General features: G+C 45.3%; 25 protein-coding genes. 20 read left to right on the forward strand and 5 right to left on the reverse strand.

Annotated features, from left to right (window positions below; all coding sequences use genetic code 11):
- The first annotated feature begins 121 nt into the window (after nucleotides 1-121).
- The 3 genes from pdaA (at nucleotide 122) to DESRU_RS09580 (ending at nucleotide 2,948) form a co-directional block, all read left to right on the forward strand.
- A complete protein-coding gene (gene pdaA, locus DESRU_RS09570) occupies nucleotides 122-1,072 on the forward strand; it encodes a delta-lactam-biosynthetic de-N-acetylase (RefSeq protein ID WP_013841910.1) in 951 nt (316 codons plus the stop codon).
- A 201-nt stretch (nucleotides 1,073-1,273) separates the two neighbouring features.
- On the forward strand, nucleotides 1,274-1,798 hold the full coding sequence (locus DESRU_RS09575; RefSeq protein WP_013841911.1) for an RNA polymerase sigma factor: 525 nt from the start codon (nucleotides 1,274-1,276) through the stop codon (nucleotides 1,796-1,798).
- Nucleotides 1,799-1,865: 67 nt separating this feature from the next.
- Complete coding sequence (locus tag DESRU_RS09580; protein WP_013841912.1) at nucleotides 1,866-2,948, forward strand: DUF4179 domain-containing protein; 1,083 nt, start codon at nucleotides 1,866-1,868, stop codon at nucleotides 2,946-2,948.
- Between the two features lie 70 nt (nucleotides 2,949-3,018).
- On the opposite strand, the gene DESRU_RS09585 is transcribed toward DESRU_RS09580, so the two are convergent.
- From DESRU_RS09585 to DESRU_RS09615, 4 genes are all read right to left on the reverse strand, one after another.
- The gene (locus tag DESRU_RS09585) at nucleotides 3,019-3,318 is read right to left on the reverse strand and encodes a hypothetical protein (protein ID WP_041275364.1); all 300 of its coding nucleotides are present in this window, start codon (nucleotides 3,316-3,318) and stop codon (nucleotides 3,019-3,021) included.
- A gap of 603 nt (nucleotides 3,319-3,921) precedes the next feature.
- Nucleotides 3,922-5,027, reverse strand: a protein-coding gene (locus tag DESRU_RS09595) for an IS3 family transposase (RefSeq protein ID WP_143758753.1) whose coding sequence is annotated in 2 segments (ribosomal slippage) — nucleotides 3,922-4,778 and nucleotides 4,778-5,027 — 1,107 coding nt in all. Because the reading frame shifts where the segments join, the coding sequence is not laid out codon by codon here.
- Between the two features lie 26 nt (nucleotides 5,028-5,053).
- The gene (locus DESRU_RS20845) at nucleotides 5,054-5,218 is read right to left on the reverse strand and encodes a hypothetical protein (RefSeq protein ID WP_187290633.1); all 165 of its coding nucleotides are present in this window, start codon (nucleotides 5,216-5,218) and stop codon (nucleotides 5,054-5,056) included.
- Between the two features lie 1,493 nt (nucleotides 5,219-6,711).
- Nucleotides 6,712-6,927 carry a hypothetical protein gene (locus DESRU_RS09615; RefSeq protein ID WP_013841913.1) on the reverse strand — a complete coding sequence of 72 codons (216 nt, stop codon included), beginning with the start codon at nucleotides 6,925-6,927 and terminating at the stop codon, nucleotides 6,712-6,714.
- A 662-nt stretch (nucleotides 6,928-7,589) separates the two neighbouring features.
- Here DESRU_RS09615 and DESRU_RS09620 point away from each other — a divergent pair.
- The 17 genes from DESRU_RS09620 to sleB all read left to right on the forward strand — a co-directional run bounded on the left by DESRU_RS09620 (nucleotide 7,590) and on the right by sleB (nucleotide 22,516).
- The gene (locus DESRU_RS09620; RefSeq protein ID WP_013841914.1) at nucleotides 7,590-7,814 is read left to right on the forward strand and encodes a hypothetical protein; all 225 of its coding nucleotides are present in this window, start codon (nucleotides 7,590-7,592) and stop codon (nucleotides 7,812-7,814) included.
- Nucleotides 7,815-8,010: 196 nt separating this feature from the next.
- Entirely contained in the window at nucleotides 8,011-9,045 is a 1,035-nt protein-coding gene (locus DESRU_RS09625) for a CehA/McbA family metallohydrolase domain-containing protein (protein WP_013841915.1), read from the forward strand.
- Nucleotides 9,046-9,151: 106 nt separating this feature from the next.
- Nucleotides 9,152-9,451 carry a LapA family protein gene (locus DESRU_RS09630; RefSeq protein ID WP_013841916.1) on the forward strand — a complete coding sequence of 100 codons (300 nt, stop codon included), beginning with the start codon at nucleotides 9,152-9,154 and terminating at the stop codon, nucleotides 9,449-9,451.
- 193 nt (nucleotides 9,452-9,644) lie between these two features.
- Nucleotides 9,645-10,106, forward strand: a complete 462-nt coding sequence (gene rimP, locus DESRU_RS09635) for a ribosome maturation factor RimP (protein ID WP_013841917.1) — start codon at nucleotides 9,645-9,647, stop codon at nucleotides 10,104-10,106.
- Between the two features lie 23 nt (nucleotides 10,107-10,129).
- Nucleotides 10,130-11,296: a transcription termination factor NusA gene (gene nusA, locus DESRU_RS09640; protein WP_013841918.1), complete on the forward strand. Its 1,167-nt coding sequence runs from the start codon at nucleotides 10,130-10,132 to the stop codon at nucleotides 11,294-11,296.
- 12 nt (nucleotides 11,297-11,308) lie between these two features.
- Nucleotides 11,309-11,575, forward strand: coding sequence for an RNase P modulator RnpM (rnpM, locus tag DESRU_RS09645; RefSeq protein ID WP_013841919.1), 267 nt, complete (start codon nucleotides 11,309-11,311; stop codon nucleotides 11,573-11,575).
- Complete coding sequence (locus DESRU_RS09650; protein ID WP_013841920.1) at nucleotides 11,576-11,887, forward strand: L7Ae/L30e/S12e/Gadd45 family ribosomal protein; 312 nt, start codon at nucleotides 11,576-11,578, stop codon at nucleotides 11,885-11,887.
- Between the two features lie 37 nt (nucleotides 11,888-11,924).
- Nucleotides 11,925-14,963 carry a translation initiation factor IF-2 gene (gene infB, locus DESRU_RS09655; RefSeq protein WP_013841921.1) on the forward strand — a complete coding sequence of 1,013 codons (3,039 nt, stop codon included), beginning with the start codon at nucleotides 11,925-11,927 and terminating at the stop codon, nucleotides 14,961-14,963.
- 31 nt (nucleotides 14,964-14,994) lie between these two features.
- The gene (gene rbfA, locus DESRU_RS09660) at nucleotides 14,995-15,357 is read left to right on the forward strand and encodes a 30S ribosome-binding factor RbfA (RefSeq protein WP_013841922.1); all 363 of its coding nucleotides are present in this window, start codon (nucleotides 14,995-14,997) and stop codon (nucleotides 15,355-15,357) included.
- Nucleotides 15,350-16,321: a DHH family phosphoesterase gene (locus DESRU_RS09665; protein WP_013841923.1), complete on the forward strand. Its 972-nt coding sequence runs from the start codon at nucleotides 15,350-15,352 to the stop codon at nucleotides 16,319-16,321. The genes rbfA and DESRU_RS09665 overlap by 8 nt, the downstream gene beginning before the upstream one ends.
- Nucleotide 16,322: 1 nt before the next feature.
- The gene (truB, locus tag DESRU_RS09670; RefSeq protein ID WP_013841924.1) at nucleotides 16,323-17,258 is read left to right on the forward strand and encodes a tRNA pseudouridine(55) synthase TruB; all 936 of its coding nucleotides are present in this window, start codon (nucleotides 16,323-16,325) and stop codon (nucleotides 17,256-17,258) included.
- A gap of 85 nt (nucleotides 17,259-17,343) precedes the next feature.
- Nucleotides 17,344-18,267: a bifunctional riboflavin kinase/FAD synthetase gene (locus tag DESRU_RS09675; RefSeq protein WP_013841925.1), complete on the forward strand. Its 924-nt coding sequence runs from the start codon at nucleotides 17,344-17,346 to the stop codon at nucleotides 18,265-18,267.
- A 137-nt stretch (nucleotides 18,268-18,404) separates the two neighbouring features.
- Nucleotides 18,405-18,635: a hypothetical protein gene (locus DESRU_RS09680; RefSeq protein ID WP_013841926.1), complete on the forward strand. Its 231-nt coding sequence runs from the start codon at nucleotides 18,405-18,407 to the stop codon at nucleotides 18,633-18,635.
- A gap of 11 nt (nucleotides 18,636-18,646) precedes the next feature.
- Nucleotides 18,647-18,868, forward strand: a complete 222-nt coding sequence (locus tag DESRU_RS09685; protein ID WP_013841927.1) for a hypothetical protein — start codon at nucleotides 18,647-18,649, stop codon at nucleotides 18,866-18,868.
- Nucleotides 18,869-18,956: 88 nt separating this feature from the next.
- The gene (gene rpsO / locus DESRU_RS09690; protein WP_013841928.1) at nucleotides 18,957-19,226 is read left to right on the forward strand and encodes a 30S ribosomal protein S15; all 270 of its coding nucleotides are present in this window, start codon (nucleotides 18,957-18,959) and stop codon (nucleotides 19,224-19,226) included.
- A gap of 156 nt (nucleotides 19,227-19,382) precedes the next feature.
- Nucleotides 19,383-21,608 (forward strand): polyribonucleotide nucleotidyltransferase, encoded by a 2,226-nt coding sequence (locus DESRU_RS09695; protein WP_013841929.1) that lies wholly within the window; start codon nucleotides 19,383-19,385, stop codon nucleotides 21,606-21,608.
- 185 nt (nucleotides 21,609-21,793) lie between these two features.
- Nucleotides 21,794-22,516 carry a spore cortex-lytic enzyme gene (gene sleB / locus DESRU_RS09700; protein ID WP_081462068.1) on the forward strand — a complete coding sequence of 241 codons (723 nt, stop codon included), beginning with the start codon at nucleotides 21,794-21,796 and terminating at the stop codon, nucleotides 22,514-22,516.
- A 70-nt stretch (nucleotides 22,517-22,586) separates the two neighbouring features.
- Here the strand turns inward: sleB and DESRU_RS09705 are convergent, their stop codons facing one another.
- On the reverse strand, nucleotides 22,587-23,225 hold the full coding sequence (locus DESRU_RS09705; RefSeq protein ID WP_013841931.1) for a PASTA domain-containing protein: 639 nt from the start codon (nucleotides 23,223-23,225) through the stop codon (nucleotides 22,587-22,589).
- Nucleotides 23,226-23,327 lie beyond the last annotated feature (102 nt).

Below are 23,327 nucleotides of genomic sequence, written 5' to 3' on the forward strand. Positions count from 1 at the left end.
TTGGGCGGGTTGCACAAAAAGGTCCCGTAGTTATATATGCCAAAGGCATTGGGATATGACTGAAATAACCGGTCTGTGGTCATAATGATAGCACCGTAAAAAATAACCGGGAGGACTTAAGATGACGAAAACCCATAAAAAGATGGCCCTGCTGTTGACCTTGTTCCTGGTGCTCCTGGGATCCGGCTGCTTATATTCCCGCTCCGTAGATAACCGGACCCCGGCGCCGGTAGGTGCGGAACCGAAACAAGAACAACGGCAATCAACGGAGAACAAACAGGCTGAGCTACCCCAAAAGCAACAAGAAGAGACCGAAAAGCCGGCGGCAGAGGCGCCGGAGGATCAGCAAAAGCCTGCCATCCCCGCGGAAACCACAAAGGCCCAGGATGTTTCCAATGAGAAATACAGTTGGTATTTTAAGCCCAATGACCAACACCTTTTGCCCGAAGTAAATGCCAAAGGAAAAGAACTTTTAGATCAGTATCAGGGTATTTATCATGGGGATACCTCCGGAAAAAATATTTATCTAACCTTTGACGAAGGCTATGAAAACGGCTATACCCCAATGATCCTGGATGCCCTTAAAGCAGCCAATGTAAAAGCCGCCTTTTTCATTACCGGGGATTATATCAGGAGGAATCCTGAATTGGTGCAAAGGATGGCCAATGAAGGGCACGTTGTGGGCAACCATACGGATCATCATCCCAGCTTGCCCTCGGTGGACGATGCCACCTTGCGCAAGGAACTGACAAGCCTGAGCGATGCCTATAAACAGTTAACCGGCCGGGAAATGAGCTATTTAAGGCCGCCCATGGGCGAATACAGTGCCAGAACATTAAAAATAACCAGGGAAATGGGTTATACCAACGTATTTTGGAGTGTGGCCATGAAAGACTGGATCCCCGATGCCGGAACACCCCAGGAGCACCAGACCATGGTTATGTCACGGCTGCATAACGGCGCGTTGATTCTCCTGCATGCAGTTAATAAGGCCAATGCGGAAATGCTGCCTTCACTCATTGAGGAATGCCGGCAGCAGGGCTACCAATTTAAAGCTCTGGACGAAAGATAGATAAAAGAAAATCCCGGCCTGTGACGAGGTTACTGGAAAATCCAAACTAAAAACAAAGGAACCACTACGATACCGAGTGGTTCCTTTGTTTATTCAAACTTGTACAGTATTTTTCTTATCTAGTTACAAGTAAAAAAATTTTATTTCAATCCTACTATTTTTTTATTTCTAACGTCTTAGTTATAAAAGGAAGTGAATTAAGTGGATATACCAGAGGAAATTATCCAACGCGTATGCCTTAAGGATGAGAAAGCATATGAAGAATTATTCCGACTTGGTTGGGACCAAGCTGTTCGAACCTGTTGGCTGATTCTTAGGCATCAACACGATGCTGAGGAAGTAGCCCAAGATGCGTTCCTTAAACTTTATATACATCGGGAACAACTACAAGATATACGCACATTTAGAGGTTGGTTTTACCGAATTTTAGTTAACACAGCATTGGACAGAGTGCGTAAACGAAAGTTTCTTCTAAACATTGATAAAATTAACCTTTCAAATCAAAGTAACGATATTCTACAGTCTGAACATCGAATGCTTATTGACGAGGCTATGAAACAACTTTCATATAAAGAAAGAATTGCCATTGTATTGGTACACTTTCTTGGATGCACAGAGGCGGAAGCCGCTAAAGCCGCCGGATGGAAATTAGGAAAGCTCAAATATCGACTTAATCGAGCACGACAGGTACTCTCTCAAGCGATAGAAGGAGATATGACAACCTAAACCAACCAAACAACTGTCTCGAGGTGTCAATTTTAGTTGACACATTTAAGAAGGAGGTATTTTAAATATGTCTGATATATTCCATAAAGCATTAGTAAAAGATGCTGCGCATATTAATGTATCCAAGACGACATGGGAACAAGTAAAACAAGACTATAGACACGTACGTAGAGTGGCTCATTGGAAACGTCGTCTGCTCGTCTATGGAACTAGTGCCGCATTAGTACTAATTGTAGTTATTAGCACTTTAGGATTCGTTTCACCTATTGTAGCTTCAGCATTGCAGAAAATACCACTCATCGGTGATTTATACTCGTTTAATTACCCAAAACTAGACCAATATGCCTTAAAGGCTACTACATCTGCAACAGATAAAGAAATTACTGTGACTGTGCCCAAAGCCTATTATGATGGTAGAAAGTTATCTTTAATTTATATTATCGAAGTTCCGCAAAAATATAAACCAATTGATCTTCCACAGATTAACCTGACAACCACGAAAATTCAACTGAACGATGAACCGCTTTTTTTTCAAAGTGCTATAGGCAGAGATTCTTTGGTGTCGACGAATATGTACCGTGGTGATTGTTATTGGGACTTATCAGCAGATCAGATGTCCCAGAACGGCACTTTGACGATTTCTATTGACCAAGTAGGTACAATAAAAGGAAATTGGACCCTGTCTGTTCCCGTTTCTAGTGAATCGATAGATGCGGCTACTGAAACTTTGTTTCCACAAAATGTAAGCAGCACTTATGATGGAGTCACACTTACCGTCAATAAGGTTAGCAAAGGACCGGTAGATACCACCATTTGGATGCAAGTACGCCAGCAACTACCCCAAAATACCAAACCAAAATATAAACTAGGTTTTAGAGGAATGAATTTTGTGATTTACACACCAAACCAGCAGGTCATAGGTCCAGGGAAATACGTTGGCAAGCAACAGCATCATGCAAAAAAAATTGGAGATAAAGAAGTTTGGGATATAGTAATCCAATGTGATACGCCATCTAAAGACGTAAAATCCATTATTGTTGAACCCGTTTTGACTATAGAAGATGATGAAGAAGGTAAAACACAATACTGCCCACATTTACCACAACTGGCCGTCACGGTTCCACTTAATGTTGAAAATAATGATAAGTAAATATTATTTATTTTTGATTTAAGAAATGGCCTACACCGCTGTAGGTGAAGGCCATTCCTTTATCAAAGAACTACCAAAGAATATAGAGATAGCCAGCCCATGTTCCGGATAGATTATTTTTGATATATGCTCTATAATTTCCAGCGAGCATATCCGTAAAAGTAACTTGCGGATTACTAGAATTCGCAGTTTTAGCGACGGTCCAACGACCAGTGTCGATATTATACAATTGTACACTAAATGACCATGAACCGTTTACTGTAAATTGTACTACCACGGTGTCACCTGAGCCTAAAACAATCTTGCCCGGTTCGGCAGGAGACCAGACATAATCTGAGAAATTAAAATATGCAGGGCCGTACAGTGCCAAATCAAACACCCCCTTTCCTAGAATTTTAAAGAGATTACTGGGAAACGAAGAAATTTTACAGCCGTTTCCAGACTCTTAAAATTTCTTTTCAGTTGATCCCTTCACTTATAAGGTGAACTAGCTAGTAAAAATACAACCTAAAATTATAAAAATCCCTTTCCTTGGTAAGGGATTTTTAATTTGATCTTTTGCAAAGTCCAATTAATTGCAAAAATTATGATTGTATGAGCATTCTTGAAAGGTACGAGCATATTAAATGATATTGAGATATTTTTGTGAAAAAATTTTAAAATTAAGGATAGATTCTGATGATTTTTAGCTAACGGTAATAGGTTTTGGAACTCAGTTTCTGATATAAAGAATGGAGAATCTTTGTTTTCCATTTGTTCACCGCTTGTTGACTAATATTCATTTCTTTCGCTACCTGTGCTTCTGTTTTGTCATTAAAATAAATCTCTTTAATAATCTTCTTTCCAATATCAGAAGAAATAGAATTGATCAACTGTTGTATGAATATCTTGTTATCTGAATACTCCGTAAAATTTTTACTGTGAATGTGATCTAATGACCTGCCCCCAGGTTTTGTACCACAGGGGATGTTAGTCACGAAATTTGTTCACAGGTTTTTTTAGCCAGATCTGTAGCATATTCTACTGGTGTTTTGTTGCTCAGTCCGCTATGTGGACGAACTGTATTGTATTCATGACGCCACTCTTCAATAATTCGACGAGCCTCACTTACGCCTCTGAACCAGTGTTCATTAAGGCATTCATCTCGGAGTTTTCCATTAAAGCTTTCTACATGGCTATTTTGCATTGGTTTACCGGGGTCTATAAACAGTTGGATAACCCTATGTTCATAAGCCCATTGATTCAAGGTCAGTCCTGCAAATTCAGGTCCGTTATCAGAGAGGATTTCTTTGGGATAACCTCTGTAAATAGCAATTCTATCTAGTACTCTTGTCACACGCCGTCCTGTTATTGAAGTATCCACTTCGCTGGCCAGACACTCTCGAGTTGCTTCATCAATCACTACAAAAACTCTAAATCGCTGCCCAGTTGCTGTTGAGTCACTAACAAAATCCATAGACCACCTTACATTCGGTTGAGGCGTAACTGTGGGGGGGCGGCCCCTTCCAGAGAGAACACGTTTTCTTTTGCGGCGACGGACAGCGAGTCCAGCAAGCCGGTATAGCCTATATACTTTCTTGTGGTTAACTTTCTGTCCTTCACGCTGAAGTAAGGCATGGATTCGTCTATATCCAAAGCGACGCCACTTAAAGGCAAGTTCAGATATTCTCGTTTTCAATGCCTCGTTCTCTTCTGAAGTAGAAGGAACATATCTATGACTGGAGCGTCCGATACCAACAAGCCTGCACGCTCTGCGTTCACTCATACCAAAAGTATCTTGGAGTTCTTTAACAAGCTTTCGCTTGCGAGCAGGCTTTACTTGTTTTTTTCAATAACCCACTTTAGAGCCTGGTTGTCGAGGGTTAGTTCACCTACGAGTAGCTTAAGTCTGCGGTTTTCCTCTTCCAACTGCTTAAGTTTCTTCGCATCACTTGCTTCCATTCCGCCGTATTTAGATTTCCAGCGATAAAAGGTTTGTTCGCTAATGCCATGTTGCCGAAGAATGTCAGCTACCGGCATCCCATTCTCATGGGAGTTAAGTATTCCAATGATCTGCTCTTCGGTGAAACGTTTTCTCATAACTGTCCCCTCCTGACTTAGTTATACTACATCAGGACTAACATTTCCTTTGGACCAGTTTTCGGGGAGCAGGTCACTAATTCTAAAGGCAGCTCACGTTTTAATGTCACCTTGGACTTATATTGTAGACGCCAGGCAATTCGTTTTAGTTCTTCTCTGTAAAATTGAATAGCGTTAGATTCTTTTTCCATATTGATTCCTCCCTATTTTTTGCTTCTATAATATAGGGAGATTTATAGATCGATTTTACAACCCTAAAGGGTGGTTTCATCTTTATATCTTAATAGCTGGACAGTAAAAAAATTTTGTAAAAAATAACCCATCAAGCGATCTTATGATATCTTGGGTTACTCATACCAGAAAAGAGATCAGATCGCGAAAAGGATTACACCATAGCTTTACACAATTGCCCCGAATTGATGATACCCATATCCAAATTTCTCAACAAAGTATTATATTCGTTTCAATCTTATTTTTCTCTTAAGTGGCTTGTGATTATCATTCTTGGTCATGCTACTGTCTGATGATCCAGGGATTACTTTTATCACTGTAATCTCTTTTGGAACATAGCCAGTTATGAAACTTAAACCATTTCTTTCTCGCACGATCGACAAACCTGACGGATCGTTCGATAGGTGACTTTTCTTCACTATGACCAATATGTCGTAATCTTGATTGACAATAACGTCAAATAAGATAAGGAAGTCCATTTGCATGCGCGTTGTGAAAAAATGCATCAAAAATCGTAGAATCCACCAAAATGGACTATATCTTACGATATCTGTTTGGCGCGATTGTTTCTCTGGGAACACCGCAAGTTTTGCTTGTCTTGTTCCTCTAGTTGCAGGATGGGGTGGGCGTATCTTGGGGTGGGGAGAAAAGTCCTATCAGCAATCGATCCAGGTAGTTCAGATTAATTGACCAGGGCTTTGCAGGTTCAAAAGCATTCGTCTTAGGCTATCTAGTTGCCGCATCGAATCATCCTATCAATGATGAGAGAGAGGATGTAAACAGTGTGGTCAAGGATGGAGTCGAATAGAGTACTTTCAACTATTTTTGGAATACCAGCCCTTAAGACTGAACTGAGAAAAGGAGATGGCGGGATGTCTGGTGACGGGGACCCCGGGATGAACATCCACTTGTCTAGGATCAACAGACTATTTTTTGTAGTACTTCCTCACCTTCAGGAAGTTTTCTTACCACAAGTGGTGATAGTTTGTAGAGAAGATCCGGTAAACGGATTTATTTGGCGAATAGTAGTTTGTGGCAATCTGCCATATCGAATGTGCAAGTATCTAGGTTTTGTCCGCACTGGATAAAGTGCTCAACCAGAATGTGTGCTGCTGCAGCCGGATGCAAAATCTCCGATTTCTCCAGCTTACGATAGGCGTAGTACTCCACATCATCAATGGCTATGTTAGGGGAAATTCTATATCAGTTATAAGTTGTAAAATGAACAAAAACGCCGGAAAACTAGACATTTTCACAGCGCATAATAATCTGAGTCTAACATATGAAGTGCTTTATTGTACTTGATATAGGAATTGTTGATGGATCAAAAAACTACATAAAGAAGCGGCTCATGGAAAACCTGATGTTCAAGGAAAAACGGGAGGGAAATACCTCACGGTCGTCCAAATCTGGGAAAATTATTGAGCCATGAATTTAAAAATTATTCTTTTATTTAATTTGGTTTCTTAAAAAGTTCAATCAACCCCAAAATCATGCTTTGTATGGCATCTTCCTGAGTTGTGTTAATGTATTTGCTTAATGTCAAGATATCTTTCTTGAAAAATTCTAATAGTTTAAGGATAGATTCTGAATCGTTTTCTTTAGCTAATGATAATAAATGCAGAAACTCAGTTTCTGACATGGAGATTGGGGAATTTTCTCTTTCCATAAGATCACCGCCTGTATACAGTGTTTGTTTTCTGTGACCGGGTCTGTTTTTGGTTACATAAATTTAATTAAAATAAAGTAATTAATCGCGAGCTTTGTATAGTATAGCCATTAAGAGGAACCATAAAAATTAGTCAATGTATATGGTGCAGCATGATACCCTTTTTGAAAGCAGCCTATTTTAATGAAAACCCTATTTTGTAGATCTTGTTTCCCTGCTCATTTCTTTTTTAAAAAATATTTAAAAATAAATATATATACATCTAATGTAAATAAGTTATATTTTCTAATAGACGGTTTGGATCAAAGGTTTGTTTCAAAGAATATTAGTAAAATATCTACATGATATCGAGCTGTTTTGAGAGAAAATATTTTTCAGAGTCCGGAATTTACGCAATAGGCGGTTATAAAAAGACTTCACCTCTTTTTTTGGTAAAGTTATATAAATACCATCCAATAATCAATCAAAGCATTTAACTTTGATTTTCTAGACCTAATTATTTTAAGAGTTCTATTTTAATCTAAATTAATTAAGTTAGGTCCTTGATTTTTCACAATCTTATATTTTTAATAAATTTCTGTTTTGCTATTGATTTATTTAACTAAATTATTTATATTGGCTCTGACCCATTAATCCTTCCCAGGAAGAAGAGGAGAAGTTGAATGATAACCATGGTCCATTCCATATCCAAAGATCAAATTGATCAAATCATGGAACAAATATTGGCCGATCATCAAAATTTGCACCCGGGCAAAAGAGTCACCATCAAGGTGGACCCGGATCCGTCCACGGTAGATTTTTGCGGGTATATTTCCAAATCTTTTATTGCCACCATTTCTGTTGAAGATATTCCCGCAGAAGAAGAGTTGGCTGCGGTCGAGTCTTAGAGAGCGCGGCCTTCGGAAGTACGTTCGGGGACTGTCTCAAGGGCGGATCCCTGTCTAAAATACTGTAAAAATTGTAAGAGGATTCCATCACCCTGCCGGGTGTTTTCTTTTTTAGATTTCAAGATATTACCTTTATACATGGGAATGAGATTCGTTTAGAATGAAATGGGTGTGAATTTCTCTAATGAGGTGAACCATGTATCATTATTCCGGAGTAGTACATATTCATACTTGTTATTCCGATGGTTCCAGTGATTTTTCCGGCATCGCCAGAGCGGCTTTGAAATCAGGGGCTCATTTTGTGCTGGTTAATGACCACGATACCCTGGCGGGTCTGTACCGGGAGGGGGAGAAATATCTGCACGGGGTTTTAGTGCTGGTGGGGTCGGAAATAACTCCTCAAAGAAACCATTTCTTATGTTACGATGTGCAAAGGGTTCCCAGCAATAAAATCTCACCCAGGGAATATGTGCGCAAGGTATACCGCCAGGGGGGCTTCGGTTTTTTAGCCCACCCGGATCAAAAGGAAAACCCTTTATTTCCTGCCAAAATGCATTGGGATCATTGGAATGTGGATATGGAAATGCATTACGGCCTGGAGATATGGAATTTTTTCGCCCAATGGATGGGCAGCTTTCAATCGGTATCCGGTCTGATAAAAAACATTTTATTTCCCAAGGCTTTTTTAAAACCACCGAATCCCAAGACTTTGCTCGAGTGGGACAGGCTGGGAGAAAAAAGGCCGGTGCCTGCCATCGCGGGGGTGGACGCCCACGGAGGCAGAAACCTGGGGTGGCTGCCCACCATTTTAAGCAGCTATGTGCACCAGTTTAAAACACTGCGGACCTACGTAATGACTCAAAAGCCGCTGCTGGGAAATGTTCAGCGGGACCGTGTTTTGATTTTGCAGGCTCTCAAAAAAGGATGTAGTTATTTAGTTAATCATTATGCCGGACGGGTAAATCATTTCTCCTTTTGTGCCCACTTTGGGGATCATTGCTGCCGCATGGGGGAAGAAGTGGATTACGACCCTTCCATGGTTCTGGAAATTGTTCTGCCCGCCAAAGCGCATCTGCGGGTCATTAAAAACGGTTCACTCTATGCACAATGCACCACGGAAAAACTCAGGCTTCCTAATCCAGGACCGGGAGTTTACAGGGTGGAGGTTTATAAGGGCAAATTCCGGCCCCGCCCCTGGATTTTCTCCAATCACCTTTATCTCAGAGGATAAATAATCCATGCTAAGACTTCTTTCAGGACATAGGTCCGGGGGAAGTCTTTTTTAGAAAAGGAATTTTCCTATTCACAACGAATGAACTAGGTAGAGGTGTTTGTTGATGCGCTGGGTTCTTTCGCTGGGGGTTGTAGCTTTTTTGACCATTGCCATATTTGCCGTTCAAAATTCAGAGGAGATTACCATCCACTTTTTGTTCTGGCAGCTTCCCAGTTTTCCGCTGGTGCTGGTAATCCTGGGAGCGGCGGCGACGGGAATGCTGGCTGCCTGGCTTTTTGGTCTTTCCCGGCGGTTTAAGCTTTATGGTGACATCAAAGAAATGAACCGTTATATTGAAACCCTCCGGGCGGAACTTGTGCAATATAGGAAGAAAGAAGAAAATGAAGGGAACAAAAATGTATAAATGAATCCCATTGGGATAACATAGTTATATCCATTGGCCAGCAGGGCCGTACTTGTCAAGAAATGGTTTCCGTGGTATACTTAATATGTTTTTTAGTATGTTCTCTTTTGCGTAATTTTTTGCCAGTAGAGGAGTGGGTCTTTCCCACTCTTTCGTATTACTCCAGGTAAAAAATAGATAAGGAGGATTTTCTTTGGCTAAAGGTACAGTCGCAGAAAGAGTCAAAGCAGCAGTAGAACCAATTATTGAAGCAGAACATCTGGAGCTAGTGGATGTTGAATATGTAAAAGAAGGTGGCAATTGGTACCTGCGGATTTATATTGATAAGCTTGGGGGTGTGGATTTAGATGACTGCCAGATGGTGTCGGAAAAGATAGACACCCTGCTGGATGAGTTGGATCCCATTCCCCAGGCCTATTTTTTGGAGGTATCATCCCCTGGAATTGAACGGCCTCTGAAAAAGCCTGCTGATTTTGAACGGTTTAAAGGACATTTAATCATGGTAAACACCTACACACCCGTTGATGGAGCCAAATCCTTCACCGGAAAATTGGAAAATTATTCGGAAGCAGGAGTTCAATTAAACATTAAAGGAAAATCCATGGTTATACCCCTTGATAAAGTTGCAGCGTCACGTTTAGCAGTGGAATTCTGATTTCAGTACGGGAGGAGCAAAAAGTGAATAGCGAGTTTTTAGAAGCTTTAAAAGACCTTGAAAAGGAAAAAGGCATTGCCGTCGATGTTTTACTGGAAGCCATTGAGGCGGCCTTGTTATCGGCCTATAAGCGGAATTTTGGTTCCCTGCAAAATGCCCGGGTTCATATTGATAGGAATACCGGTGATTACAAGGTTTACTCCCAACGTACGGTAGTTGAAGAGGTTACGGACGACCGGTTGGAAATCAACCTGGAAGAAGCAAGAAAAATCGACCCCCGGTTTAACCTGGGAGACGTGGTGGAAAACGAAGTAACGCCCCGCAATTTTGGCCGCATTGCCGCACAAACAGCCAAACAAGTGGTGGTTCAGCGCATTCGCGAAGCGGAGAGAAATATTATTTTCGAAGAGTTTGCCAATCGGGAAGGGGATATCCTCACCGGTGTGGTGCAACGGATTGAAAATAAAAATATTTATATTGAATTAGGCAAAACAGAGGCCATTTTAACCCCTTCGGAGCAAATGCCCGGTGAGGAATACCGGCATGGGGAGAGGCTGAAAACCTATATTGTAGAAGTGCGGAAAACTACCAAAGGGCCTCAAATATTGGTTTCCCGCACCCACCCCGGACTCCTGAAACGGTTGTTTGAGCTGGAAGTCCCGGAACTGCATGAAGGGGTGGTGGAACTGAAGTCCATTGCCAGGGAAGCCGGCTACCGCTCCAAAATTGCCGTTTACTCCAAGGATGAAAATGTTGACCCTGTAGGCGCCTGTGTAGGACCTAAGGGCATGCGGGTGCAAAATATTGTCGGTGAATTAAACGGTGAAAAAATTGATATTGTTAAATGGAATCCCGATGCGTCCAAGTTTGTTGCCTCTGCCCTCAGTCCCGCCAAGGTGGTGGCGGTGGAGGTATGGGAAGACGAAAAGGTTGCCCGGGTGATCGTGCCGGATTATCAGTTATCTCTGGCTATTGGTAAAGAAGGTCAGAACGCCAGACTGGCTGCCAAACTGACCGGTTGGAAAATTGATATAAAAAGTGAGTCTCAGATGGCTGAGATTTATCCTGAATATGATACTTTTGAACAAAACCTGGACGACATTGAGTTTGCAAGCAACTATTCCCTGGAGGACCAGGAACTGTTAGAGGATTATGAGGATGAAAGTCAAGGCCGTTCAGAGGATAAATAAGGGGGAGCCGCAATGCCTAAGGTCAAGAAAGTTCCGCTTAGAATGTGTGTAGGATGCCAGGAAATGAAGCCCAAGCGGGAATTGACACGGGTGGTTCGAACCCCTGAAGAGAAGGTTGAAATTGATTTCACCGGGAAGAAATCCGGCCGAGGAGCCTATCTTTGTCCTAATGCCGACTGTTTGCAAAAGGCGATTAAGGGCAAGCGATTGGAACGTTCCTTGGAGTGTGCCATTTCCCCAGATATAATTGAATCTCTCAGGCAGGGATTGATGAAATAAATGCATGGACCGGTTTTTCAATTATTAGGATTGTGTCAGCGGGCAGGAAAATCCGTGTCCGGGGACTTTGCCGTACGGGCCAATATAGCCAAGAAAAAAGTAAAATTGCTTATTGTGGCTGCAGATACTTCAGAAAGAATAAAGCAGGAATATCTTCGTTTAGGTAAGACTCACAATCTGTTAACGGTGGAGGCTCTTACCAAAGAAGAGATAGGGTTGGCGCTGGGAAAATCTCCCCGTGCTGCAGTGGCAATATTAGACGATAATTTTGCCAGAGGAATCAGTCACTCGCTTGAAAGGGGAGAGGTGTAACAGTTTTCACGGTTGCCAAAATGATGGAGGTGGATGTATGGTAAAAAAACGGGTCCATGAACTTGCCAGAGAGCTTAACATAGAAAATAAAGAATTGATTCATAAGTTAAGTGAAATCGGTGTAGTGGTTAAATCTCACATGAGTGCCCTGGAAGATCAGGATATTCAAAGAGTTTATAAAGAATTTGCCAAGACCAAGCAGGGAGAACAGAATAAAAAAACATCTCCCGTGACAGAAGAAAGAAAATCAACAGAGCGGAGTAGGGGGCAAGGAATGGAAGTCAGAAAAGAAAAAGATCAGTTATTTAGGCCGGATAATGCAAAGGGACCGGGATTGGTGGATCGGGTTCCCAACCGACCTCCAGACAGGCGTTATGAAGATAAACCAAAGGCCCCGCAGCGTTCCGTCCAGGACAACCGGCCAAAATCAACGCCCAACAGGCCTGTCCAGGAAGTAGCCCCCAAAAGTGAAGCCAAGGAGCAAACTTCTCAAAATATAAAGACGGAACGTCCTGTAACTTCAAGCCAACCAGAGGAACGTTTAGAAAAACCCGGTATGACCGCCCAGGCCAATGAGGGAAACCGTACTGCGACGAAGAGTCAACCAGGCGGAGGAAGAGCTCAGGGGGATCGTCCCGCCCAGGGCGGCCAGGGTAGACCGCCTTATGGCAATCGCCAGAATCAGGGGCCCCGTCCCCAGGGAGATCGTCCGCCGCAAAGCGGCCAGGGCAGGCCGTCTCGTCCGCCCGGTCAAGGACCTCAAAATAGACCGCCTTATGGTGACCGTTCCAGTCAGGGCGGGCAGAACAGACCGTATGGCGACCGTTCGGGTCAGCAGGGAGGCCAGAGACCTCCTTACAGTGGTCAGGGCGGGCAGAACAGACCCCCTTATGGCGACCGTTCAGGTCAGCAGGGAGGCCAAAGACCCCCTTATAGTGGTCAGGGCGGGCAGAACAGACCGCCCTATGGCGACCGTTCAGGTCAGCAGGGAGGCCAGAGACCCCCTTACAGTGGTCAGGGCGGACAGAACAGACCCCCTTATGGTGGGCAGGGCAGACCGCCTTACCAAGGCGGAGGTCCTCGTCCGGCCGGAGGGCGTCCTGCCGGGCCGCCGGCTATTCCCAAGCCGCCGGAACAGGTTACACAGCCCAAACCCACCAAGGCGCCCGACAAAACCAAAGGGGATCGCAGGAAGAACTATGAAAAAGACCGCCAGTGGGCCGACGGCAATTTAGAAGCCAAGAAATTAAATAAAAACCGGTATAATAACAAAGGTAAAAAAGGCAGGGAGAAATCCCCGGCGCCGGTTATTTTAGATAAGAGACCGATACAAATTGCTGAAAGCATCACGGTTCAGGAACTGGCTGAAAAATTAAAGAAAACAGCGGCGGAAGTTATTAAGAAATTAATGCAGATGGGTATTATGGCTTCCATTAATCAGGAAGTTGACTACGATACCGCCACCATTATTGCCGGTGAATTTGGAGTTGAAACAGAATTAAAAGTCGCGGTAGATAAAGAAGCCATCTTAATGGCTGAACCGGAGGATAACGAAGCAAATCTCATTATCAGGCCGCCGGTGGTCACCATTATGGGCCACGTGGACCACGGGAAGACTTCCCTTTTGGATGCCATCCGGGAGACCAATGTTACAGCCGGAGAAGCAGGGGGAATTACCCAGCATATCGGAGCCTATCAGGTGGAACATAACGGGAAAAAGATTACCTTTGTGGATACTCCCGGTCACGCGGCCTTTACCGCTATGCGGGCCCGGGGCGCTGAAATCACCGATATTGCCATTCTGGTGGTTGCTGCGGATGACGGCGTGATGCCGCAAACCATTGAAGCCATTAATCACGCCAAAGCGGCTGAGGTGCCAATTATTGTAGCCATTAACAAAGTGGATAAACCGGAGGCTAACCCGGATAAAGTAAAACAGGAACTAACCCAGCATGAACTGGTGGTGGAAGACTGGGGCGGCGATGTGATTGCCGTGCCTGTTTCCGCCAAACAACGTACCGGATTGGATAACTTGCTGGAAATGATTCTGCTGGTAGCCGAAGTAAACGAGCTAAAAGCCGATCCGGAACGGATGGCCAGAGGCACGGTTATCGAGGCCGAACTGGACAAAGGAAGAGGACCGGTTGCTACGGTGCTGGTGCAGAATGGTACCCTGCGAATTGGGGATACTATTGTGGCAGGTCATGTTTTAGGACGCGTCAGGGCCATGATTGATGACAAAGGACGCCGGGTTAAGAAGGCCGGGCCTAGTACACCGGTAGAGATACTGGGCTTGTCCGATGTGCCGGAAGCCGGAGATACCCTGGTGGCGGTTGAGGATGAAAAACTGGCCCGGGAAGTGGCAGCCAAACGGCAGATTCGTAAGCGGGAAGAGGAACTGAAAGTTACCAACAAAATATCCCTGGATGATTTATTTAAGTATATCCAGGAAGGACAGATTAAAGAACTGCCCATGATTGTCAAGGCGGATGTTCAGGGTTCCATTGAAGCCCTGGCCCAGGCCCTGGAGAAATTAAGCACCGATGAGGTGAAGGTTAATATTATCCACAGTGGCGTAGGCGCCATCAATGAAAGGGATATCATGCTGGCCTCCGCCTCCAATGCTCTGGTCATTGGTTTTAATGTCAGACCCGATATGAGCGTGCGCAAGGTGGCCGAGGCGGAAAAAGTCAGTATCAGCCTTTACCGGGTCATCTATGAAGTCATTGATGACGTTAAAAAGGCTATGAGCGGTCTGCTGGACCCTGAATTTAAAGAGGTTATCCTGGGTCATGTGGAAGTTCGGAAGACCTTTAAGGCCTCCAAAATTGGCACCATTGCCGGGGGTTATGTAACTGAAGGCAAAATCACCCGGGACAGCGGTATCAGACTCATTCGTGACGGCATTGTCGTTCATGAAGGGAAACTGGATTCTTTGAAGCGGTTCAAGGATGACGCCAAAGAGGTTGCCCAGGGTTACGAATGCGGTATTACCATTGACGGCTTTAATGATATCCAGGAGGGGGATATTATCGAAGCTTATATTGTAGAAACCATTAAAAGAGAGCTTAAATAACCTGCACAATATTACCACAGGAGGTGTGTCTATGTCACACCGGCCGGAACGGATTGCTGAAGCCATAAAAAAAGAAGTTGCCGACTTGATTTGTCAAGAAGTGAAGGATCCCAGGGTGGGTTTTGTAACCATCACCGGGGTGGAAGTAACCCGCGACTTATCCTATGCCAAAATATTTGTGAGCGTTATGGGTTCCGAAGAACAACGCCAGGAGACCCTGCAAGCCCTCCAGAAGGTTGCCGGGTTTCTGCGGAGCGAAGTAGGACGCAGAATTAAGGTTCGGCATGCGCCGGAATTAATTTTTAAACTGGATACTTCTCTGGATCATGGAACCCGGATCATGAAGCTGCTTCATGAAGTGAATAAGCAGGAGGAAAGCTCCACTAATGAATAATCTTTCCCAGGTGGCGGAGATCATCAAAGGCGCAAAAAGGCCGCTGTTGTGCGGTCACATTATGCCCGATGGTGACAGCCTTGGTTCAGTATTGGCCCTGGGCTTAGGGCTCCGAAGGCTAGGCAAGGAAGTGACCATGGTCAGTTCCGATCCCATTCCTGAGGTATATTTGTTTCTTCCCGGTGTTGAAGAGATTACCGTAGGTCATTTGCCCGAGCGGGATTATGATTTGCTGATTGTTTTGGATTGTTCGGTCAAGGATCGCCCGGGGCCTCTGGTACTCCCGCTGCTGGAAAGAGATTTGCCGGTGGCGATCCTGGATCATCATGTCAATGACCATCCCTTCGGGAATTATAACTATATTCACACCAGGGCGGCGGCGACCGGTGAAATTGTCATGGATCTCCTGGATTTGCTGCAGGTGGATCTCGTGTTGGATATTGCCGTGAATCTTTACACAGCCATTGTTACGGATACGGGTTCTTTCCGTTACGAAAATACCACGCCGGGGACCCACCAAAAAGTTGCCCGGCTCATCGATCACGGGGTGCCGGTTTCTAAGCTGTCCAATTTAATTTTTGGCGAGCAGCCTTTGGAATCCATCCGGTTAATGGAGGTGGCCCTGGGAACCTTGGAATTGAGTGAGTGCGGTCAAATTGCCTGGATGAGTATTACCCAGGAGCAAATTCAAAGGGTCGGAGCCGAAGACCAGCACGTGGACGGGCTAATCAATTATCCGAGGAAGATCAAAGGGGTTGAACTGGCCATTGTCTTCAGAGAACTGGGCAGCAATCTGGTTAAAGTCAGTTTTCGTTCCAAATATAAAGTGGATGTGAACCTTTTAGCCGGGACCTTCGGCGGCGGAGGCCATGTCCGTGCCTCCGGATGCACCATCGAGGCTGATTTGGCAAAAGTAAAAGATGAGGTCTTGAAAGAGGCTCACCGGTTATTGCGGGGGTGTTAGCTTGGATGGGATCATGAATGTTTTAAAACCACCGGGCATGACCTCCCACGATGTTGTTTATTTTATCCGTAGGCTGACGGGAATTAAGAAATGCGGGCATACCGGGACCCTTGACCCCGGTGCAGCCGGTGTTTTACCGGTTTGCCTGGGGAAGGCCACCCGCCTGACCCGGTTTGTCACCGAAGGGGATAAGACGTACCGGGCAGAATTAACACTGGGTGTGGCCACCACTTCCCTGGACGCCTTTGGTGAGATTTTGGAAGAACAGGATGCTTCGCGAATCTCACCGGAACAACTGCTGGGGGTTTTACCCTTGTTTACAGGGAAAATACAACAAACCCCGCCCATGTCTTCAGCCATTAAAATAAAAGGTAAAAAATTATATCAATTGGAGCGGGCCGGTCAAAAGGTGGAAGTCCCCTCCAGAATGATTACCATCCATGATTTGCGTTTTATTGCCGGTTGGCATTGGCAAAAACCTCACCCCAGAATATTATTGGATGTCACCTGCTCTAAGGGGACATATGTGCGAAGCCTTTGCTCGGATATAGGGAAGGCATTGGGCTGCAGCGCTTATATGTCCTTTTTATTGCGTTCCCGGGTGGGTGCCTTTACCTTGGAAAAGAGCTTTACCTTGGAACAATTAAATTTATTAGCGGAAAACAACCGCCTAGAAGAAGCCCTTTTACCCATGGAGCAGGCCGTAAGCAATTTGCCGGTGATTGAAATTCATGCTACCGCTTTGAAACCCATTGTTTCGGGATCCACTCTCTTTCCTGCGGGAGTGAAGAAGATTTCCCGCGCAATTCAGGAGCAGGAAATGGTTCAAGTCCAGCATAATGGTCGCTTGCTGGGTATTTATAAAGCGGTTTTGGACCAACAGGAACAAGGCCTGCGGCAAATATTTAAACCTGAAACGGTATTATCCTCTGATTGATTACCAAAGAGAAGTGATTGCCCGGAGAAATCATGGGCATTCTATATAAAAGACGCACTGTTAAAAAACGCAGGGGGTATTGGCGTTGCGTATTTATGAGAGTCTTGAAGGGCTTAAAAATAGATATCCAGGTATCGTTGTAGCCCTGGGAAATTTTGATGGAATTCATCTAGGTCATCAAAAACTGATCGGTGAAGCGGTAACCAGCGCACACCGCTCCGGCGGTACCGCCGCCGTGTTAACTTTTTATCCGCACCCCCTTCAAGTTTTAAGGCCGGAACGGACACCACCTATGTTGCTCAGCCGTGAAGCCAAGGAAAACATGATGGCCCAGTTGGGGGTTGATTTACTGCTGATGCTTCCTTTTACCATGGAGTTCGCCAAACGAAGCCCGGCGGATTTTATAGAAAAAGTGCTTTGGGGGCAACTGTCTGTAAAAGGCATTGTGGTTGGCTATAATTATACTTTTGGTCACCAGGGGCGTGGAACTCCGGAGACCCTTTGGCAGTACGGTGAAAAATACGATTATTTTTTAAATGTGATTCCACCGGTTAAAGTTGGCGGACAAATTGTAAGCAGTTCCCTTATTCGCAGCAAGCTGGCGGAGGGGGATGTGGTGTCCGCCAGAAAACTACTGGGATATTACCCTTTTACCGAAGGAACGGTGGTTCTCGGTGAACGGCGGGGGAATACCCTGGGATTTCCTACGGCCAATGTGGAATGCCCGGAAGGCATGGTGGTTCCGGCCAAAGGCGTTTACAGAGTCAAAGTTGAAGTGGATCATGAGATCTATATTGGCGTAACCAATGTAGGAACCAAACCGACCTTTCACAGCAATAGTCAACGAACCAATATTGAGGTGCACTTGCTGGACTTTTGCGGTGATTTGTATGGCAAAAAAATCCGGGTCAATTACACCCGTCGGTTAAGGGATGAGAAAAAATTTAATTCCGTTACCGATTTAATTCAGCAGATCCGCATGGATGTACAAAATGCCAGAGTTGATTAATTCCCTTACGAATAAAGTCGAATATTCACCGGGTATTCCTAATATATTTATTATTGCCTAACATTTACTTCTTGTACACGTTATGCTACAATGAATGCGGCAAACGTCCCGAGAGAGATTGAAAGGAGACGTTGTCCATGGGATATCCGAAATTTGACACTCCGGAGGAGGAAGTCAAACGCTGGCTGAATCATATTGCTTTGATTTGCGTCAGTGAGGAGTTCCAAAGTCTCAAGCGAGAGTTGGAATCCCTGTATGTAAAATCCAACCTTGACAATGTAAGGATTACGGCCTTTCAAGATGCCTTATATGCCTTCCTGGCCCAGGAGGATGATGAGGATTGCCGTTACCAGTCCCATAGTTGTTAATGGTGTGATGTATGCGAATCATTATCACAGAGCATGCTCACAAGCGCCTGAGGGATTTTCGTCAGGATAAAATAACAACGACGGATATTATCTGCGCGGCCAGAGGTATCCCGGGGCGTATTCCCACTGCCACAAGATTTAGAGGTTTTTTTGCCAAATCAGGCCGTATGTTTGATATTGTTGCTAAGGATATTGAAAATGGCCGTTTGGTGATAACCATAATTGGGAAGTGATTTTCCATGAACTGTTATCTAGGGAATTTCGTTCACTCCGACGATTGTCTTGGGTAACAGCGATTATTTAGTTAAGGAGGTGAATCCCGTGGCATTAACGGTAGAAAAAAAGAATGAAATTATTCAGACTTTCAAAACCCACGAAAATGATACCGGTTCTCCAGAAGTGCAAATCGCCCTGTTAACCGAACGTATCAATCAGCTCACCGAACACCTGAAGTCTTTTAAGAAAGACCACCATTCACGTCGTGGTCTCTTAAAAATGGTCGGTCAGCGTCGCGCCCTTTTGAATTATCTGCGGGACCGTGATTTTAACCGGTACCGTAAAATAATTGAAAAATTAGGACTGCGCAAGTAGCAAAAGCGGGCTTATAGGCCCGCTTTTATTATTTTACATAAGTTAAAGTCGGTAAAAGTGGTATTTTTCTTTAATTAAGAAGGAAATACTATAAAAAATGTCGAATTGCTAACATTTGTAAGGAGAATAGGAGATTCAGGAGGTTAGAAAAACAGAATGCTAGAAGAGAGTCAAAAATTAATCAGGGAAATGAACCTGGGGGGAAGAACCATTTCCCTGGAGACCGGTCGTCTGGCCAAACAAGCCAGTGGAGCCGTATTGGTTAAATATGGCGATACGGTGGTCATTGTAACGGCGACTGTGGCCAAAAATACCCGGGATATTGATTTTTTCCCGCTGACCGTTGATTATGAAGAGCGGCTCTATGCTGTAGGCAAAATCCCTGGAGGATTTATAAAAAGGGAAGGCCGTCCCAGTGAAAAGGCGATTCTTTCGGGAAGATTGATCGACCGGCCCATTCGGCCTTTATTTCCCAAACATATGAGGAACGAAGTTCAGGTGGTTGCTACGGTTTTATCGGTGGATCAGGATAACGCTCCGGAGATCGCGGCCATGATTGGCGCCTCCGCTGCGCTGCATATATCCAAGATCCCCTTGAAAAAGCCCATTGGCGGCGTTATTGTTGGCCGGGTTGACGGCCAGTTTGTAGTAAACCCTATGGTAAGGCAGGCAGAGAACAGTGATATGCATCTGGTGGTAGCCGGTACCGATGATGCGGTTATGATGGTGGAAGCCGGCGCCAAGGAAGTTCCGGAAGATCAAATGCTGGAAGCCATTATGTTTGGTCATAGCGTGGTTCAAGAGATTGTCAATTTTATTGAAGAATTCCGCACAGCCGCCCTTGAAATGGGCTTGGCCCATGAAAAAATGGTTGTTCCGGAACCGGAAAGTGATCCGGACATGGGAGAAGCGATCCTTCCCAAAGCGGAAGAAACCATCCGTGAGGCTGTTCTGCATTGCTCCAGGGAAAAACTAACCAAGAAAGACCGGGAAGCCTACATGGACGAAGTGATGACCGGCTTAAAGAAATCTTTCCTGGAACAGTTCCCGGAAAATGAGAAACAAGTGCTTGCTTTCATTGAGAAGGCGGAGAAGAAGGTTGTACGGCGAATCATTACCCATGATAAGCTGCGCATTGACGGCAGGGCGGTGGATGAAGTCCGTCCCATTTCCGTTGAAGCCGGCGTTCTTCCCCGTACCCATGGTTCAGGACTGTTTACCCGCGGACAAACACAGATTTTAACGGTAGCTACCCTGGGTTGTGTCAGTGAAGAGCAAATCCTGGATGGGCTCGGCCTGGATGAGACCAAGCGCTATATGCACCACTACAACTTCCCGCCCTTCAGCACCGGCGAGACCAAACCCATGCGTTCTCCCGGCCGGCGTGAAATCGGGCACGGCGCTCTGGCGGAAAGGGCACTGGAACCCATGATTCCTTCGGAAGAAGTTTTCCCTTATACTTTAAGGGTGGTTTCGGAGGCTCTTGAATCCAATGGTTCCACCTCCATGGGCAGCGTTTGTGGAAGTACTTTGTCCCTGATGGATGCCGGCGTACCTTTAAAAGCCCCGGTTGCCGGGGTGGCTATGGGTTTAATTATGGAAGAGGATCAATTTACGGTCTTGACCGATATCCAGGGACTGGAAGACCACTTGGGCGACATGGACTTTAAAGTGGCCGGAACTGCCAACGGCATTACTGCGCTGCAAATGGATATAAAGATTCCGGGGATTACCCGGGAAGTCTTTGAGCAGGCCCTTGCGCAAGCCTACAGAGGCCGTATGCATATTATGGGTGAGATGCTGAAGGTGATTCCCGAGCCCCGTCCGGAGATTTCCCAGTATGCGCCCAGTATTTTACGCACCACCATCCATCCGGATAAAATCCGCGATGTTATTGGACCCGGCGGAAAGATTATCAAGAAGCTGGTTGAGGAAACCGGTGCGGATATTGATATTGAAGATGACGGCAGAGTATTTATTGCCGCCGTGGACCGGGAAAAGGGCAAACGGGCCCTGCAGATTATCCAGTCTATCACTGCCGAGGTTGAGGTTGGCAAGCTTTATGAAGGGAAGGTTACCCGGGTAACGGATTTTGGTTGCTTTGTGGAAGTGATCCCCGGCGTCATGGGACTACAGGGCAAAGAGGGATTGGTCCATATTTCCCAATTGGCTTTCCAGCGGGTGGAAAAAACCGAAGATGTGGTTAAGGAAGGTGAAATTATCACCGTTAAAGCCACCGGATATGACCACCAGGGACGGCTTAAACTGTCCCGCAAAGAAGCTTTGCGGGATATGGGGATGGCGCCGCCGGTAGAGGAAGCACCTGCCGGTGAACGCAAGGAACGCAGACCTTTTAGCAGACCAAAACCTACCAAGGAATAAAATCTCATCAACCGGTAAATGGGAGTGAACATTTGATTTAACTTTCCATTACCGGTTATATTTTTTTTATAGCGGGTGAGTGGAATATATCTGCTTTTAGCAGGCAATACACTCTTTGCCAAATATCCTAAGGAATAGGTAAAATTAATTTGGCCAAGCTGCTGCATTTATTAAGAACAGAGGTGATGACGATCATTAAAGGCAAGAAAGTAGCAATGCTTCTGTCCTTTTTTGTATTCAGCTTGCTACTGATTTTACCCTTGCAAAAGGCCGATGCTTACCTGGGTGACCGGACCCTCCGGTATGGCTCCCAGGGTTATGATGTACAACAACTGCAAAAAAACCTAGGGTACCTTGGTTATAAAGTTGGTAAGGTCGACGGAGCATTCGGTTGGCAGACCCTTCAGGCAGTGAAAAATTTTCAAGGGAATAACGGTTTAGTGGCGGACGGAATTGTCGGAAAAATAACGGCCAATGCGCTTATACGCCAGGTTAGCGGCGGACAGGCCCAACGTGCACAGACACAAACCGTATCCCGGGGTTCCATTTCACTTTCCAGGCAGGACATGTATGATTTAGCCAGAATTGTCTACGGCGAGGCTAGGGGAGAGTCCTTCCAGGGGCAGGTGGCCGTGGCCTCGGTGGTACTAAACCGGCTGTATTCCGGTCAATTTGGAAACTCTGTTCAAGAGGTCATTTATCAGCCCTTGGCCTTTACAGCCGTACAGGACGGCCAATTTTACATGACGCCCAACTCCAGTGCCTATCAAGCAGTGGATGCGGCTGTAAAGGGTTGGGACCCCACCGGAGGAGCGATCTATTACTGGAACCCGGTTACCGCCACCAGCAAATGGGTCTGGAACCGGCCCATTGTTACCAAAATCGGGCAGCACGTCTTTGCCTTGTAGGTTTTTAACTGTATAAAAACCATAACAAAACCGCAGGTACGGAAAAACCGTACCTGCGGTTTTGTTATTTTTACACAATAATCTCGCCGGTTCCGGTAAGGATATCCGCCGGGCTTGCTTCGTTTTTGTCCGGATCATGCTTGCTCTTCATGGGAGTATAAGCCACCTGATCCTGCTTCTTCAAGGTGCTGTGCCTTTCTTTTTCCGGCGGCGGACCTTTGCTGATAACCAGTTTAATCTTAGCATTTTTAGACGAGGCTCCTCCAGGGGCGGGAACCTGGGTAATCACTTGACCTTCAGGCACCCGTTCGCTGTATTCCGCCACCACCTGCCCCACCCGCATGCCTGAACCCTTTAGTTTGGAGGCGGCGCCATTCAGCGAGAGACCTAATACCGAGGGCATCGGTCGTGGCTCCACCCGTAAAGGTTTCAATTTTTCTGCGGCTGCTTTAATTTTTTGATTGCTTTCATACACCATTTGGTAAAATCGGTCCAATTCTTGTTCCATTTCATCTTTCTGGGTCAGGATTGTATCAACGGTTTCCGGCGCAAGAACCGCCGCATCCTCCTGGCTCTGCTCCGATGGCGGGGCAGGAGGACTGGCGGCACTACTTTGACTGCGGCCTTCCTTAGGGGTGCTTTTAGAAATTTGGTGGACGCTGCTTTTTTGTTCCACAGGGCCACCGGGCGGTATTGAGCTGTATTCCATAAAGAACACCTACTTTCGCGGTTCTGAATCTTTCCACCGTATTCTTTATAAGGATTATCGGCACAGGCTATGGGAAATCTTTAATTGACAAAAACAGGGCCA

Origin of the sequence: Desulforamulus ruminis DSM 2154 (assembly GCF_000215085.1) — a bacterium.
Classification (GTDB): Bacteria; Bacillota; Desulfotomaculia; order Desulfotomaculales; family Desulfotomaculaceae; genus Desulfotomaculum; species Desulfotomaculum ruminis.

Coding starts and splice junctions, on each gene's coding strand:
- sleB (WP_081462068.1), top strand. CDS start 21,794: ATGACGATCATTAAAGGCAAGAAAGTAGCAATGCTTCTGTCCTTTTTT.
- DESRU_RS09580 (WP_013841912.1), top strand. CDS start 1,866: ATGTCTGATATATTCCATAAAGCATTAGTAAAAGATGCTGCGCATATT.
- DESRU_RS09685 (WP_013841927.1), top strand. CDS start 18,647: ATGCGAATCATTATCACAGAGCATGCTCACAAGCGCCTGAGGGATTTT.
- DESRU_RS09705 (WP_013841931.1), bottom strand. CDS start 23,225: ATGGAATACAGCTCAATACCGCCCGGTGGCCCTGTGGAACAAAAAAGC.
- infB (WP_013841921.1), top strand. CDS start 11,925: ATGGTAAAAAAACGGGTCCATGAACTTGCCAGAGAGCTTAACATAGAA.
- DESRU_RS09625 (WP_013841915.1), top strand. CDS start 8,011: ATGTATCATTATTCCGGAGTAGTACATATTCATACTTGTTATTCCGAT.
- pdaA (WP_013841910.1), top strand. CDS start 122: ATGACGAAAACCCATAAAAAGATGGCCCTGCTGTTGACCTTGTTCCTG.
- DESRU_RS09650 (WP_013841920.1), top strand. CDS start 11,576: ATGCATGGACCGGTTTTTCAATTATTAGGATTGTGTCAGCGGGCAGGA.
- DESRU_RS09665 (WP_013841923.1), top strand. CDS start 15,350: ATGAATAATCTTTCCCAGGTGGCGGAGATCATCAAAGGCGCAAAAAGG.
- DESRU_RS09620 (WP_013841914.1), top strand. CDS start 7,590: ATGATAACCATGGTCCATTCCATATCCAAAGATCAAATTGATCAAATC.
- rnpM (WP_013841919.1), top strand. CDS start 11,309: ATGCCTAAGGTCAAGAAAGTTCCGCTTAGAATGTGTGTAGGATGCCAG.
- DESRU_RS09695 (WP_013841929.1), top strand. CDS start 19,383: ATGCTAGAAGAGAGTCAAAAATTAATCAGGGAAATGAACCTGGGGGGA.
- DESRU_RS09615 (WP_013841913.1), bottom strand. CDS start 6,927: ATGGAAAGAGAAAATTCCCCAATCTCCATGTCAGAAACTGAGTTTCTG.
- DESRU_RS09630 (WP_013841916.1), top strand. CDS start 9,152: ATGCGCTGGGTTCTTTCGCTGGGGGTTGTAGCTTTTTTGACCATTGCC.
- DESRU_RS20845 (WP_187290633.1), bottom strand. CDS start 5,218: ATGGAAAAAGAATCTAACGCTATTCAATTTTACAGAGAAGAACTAAAA.
- rbfA (WP_013841922.1), top strand. CDS start 14,995: ATGTCACACCGGCCGGAACGGATTGCTGAAGCCATAAAAAAAGAAGTT.
- DESRU_RS09680 (WP_013841926.1), top strand. CDS start 18,405: ATGGGATATCCGAAATTTGACACTCCGGAGGAGGAAGTCAAACGCTGG.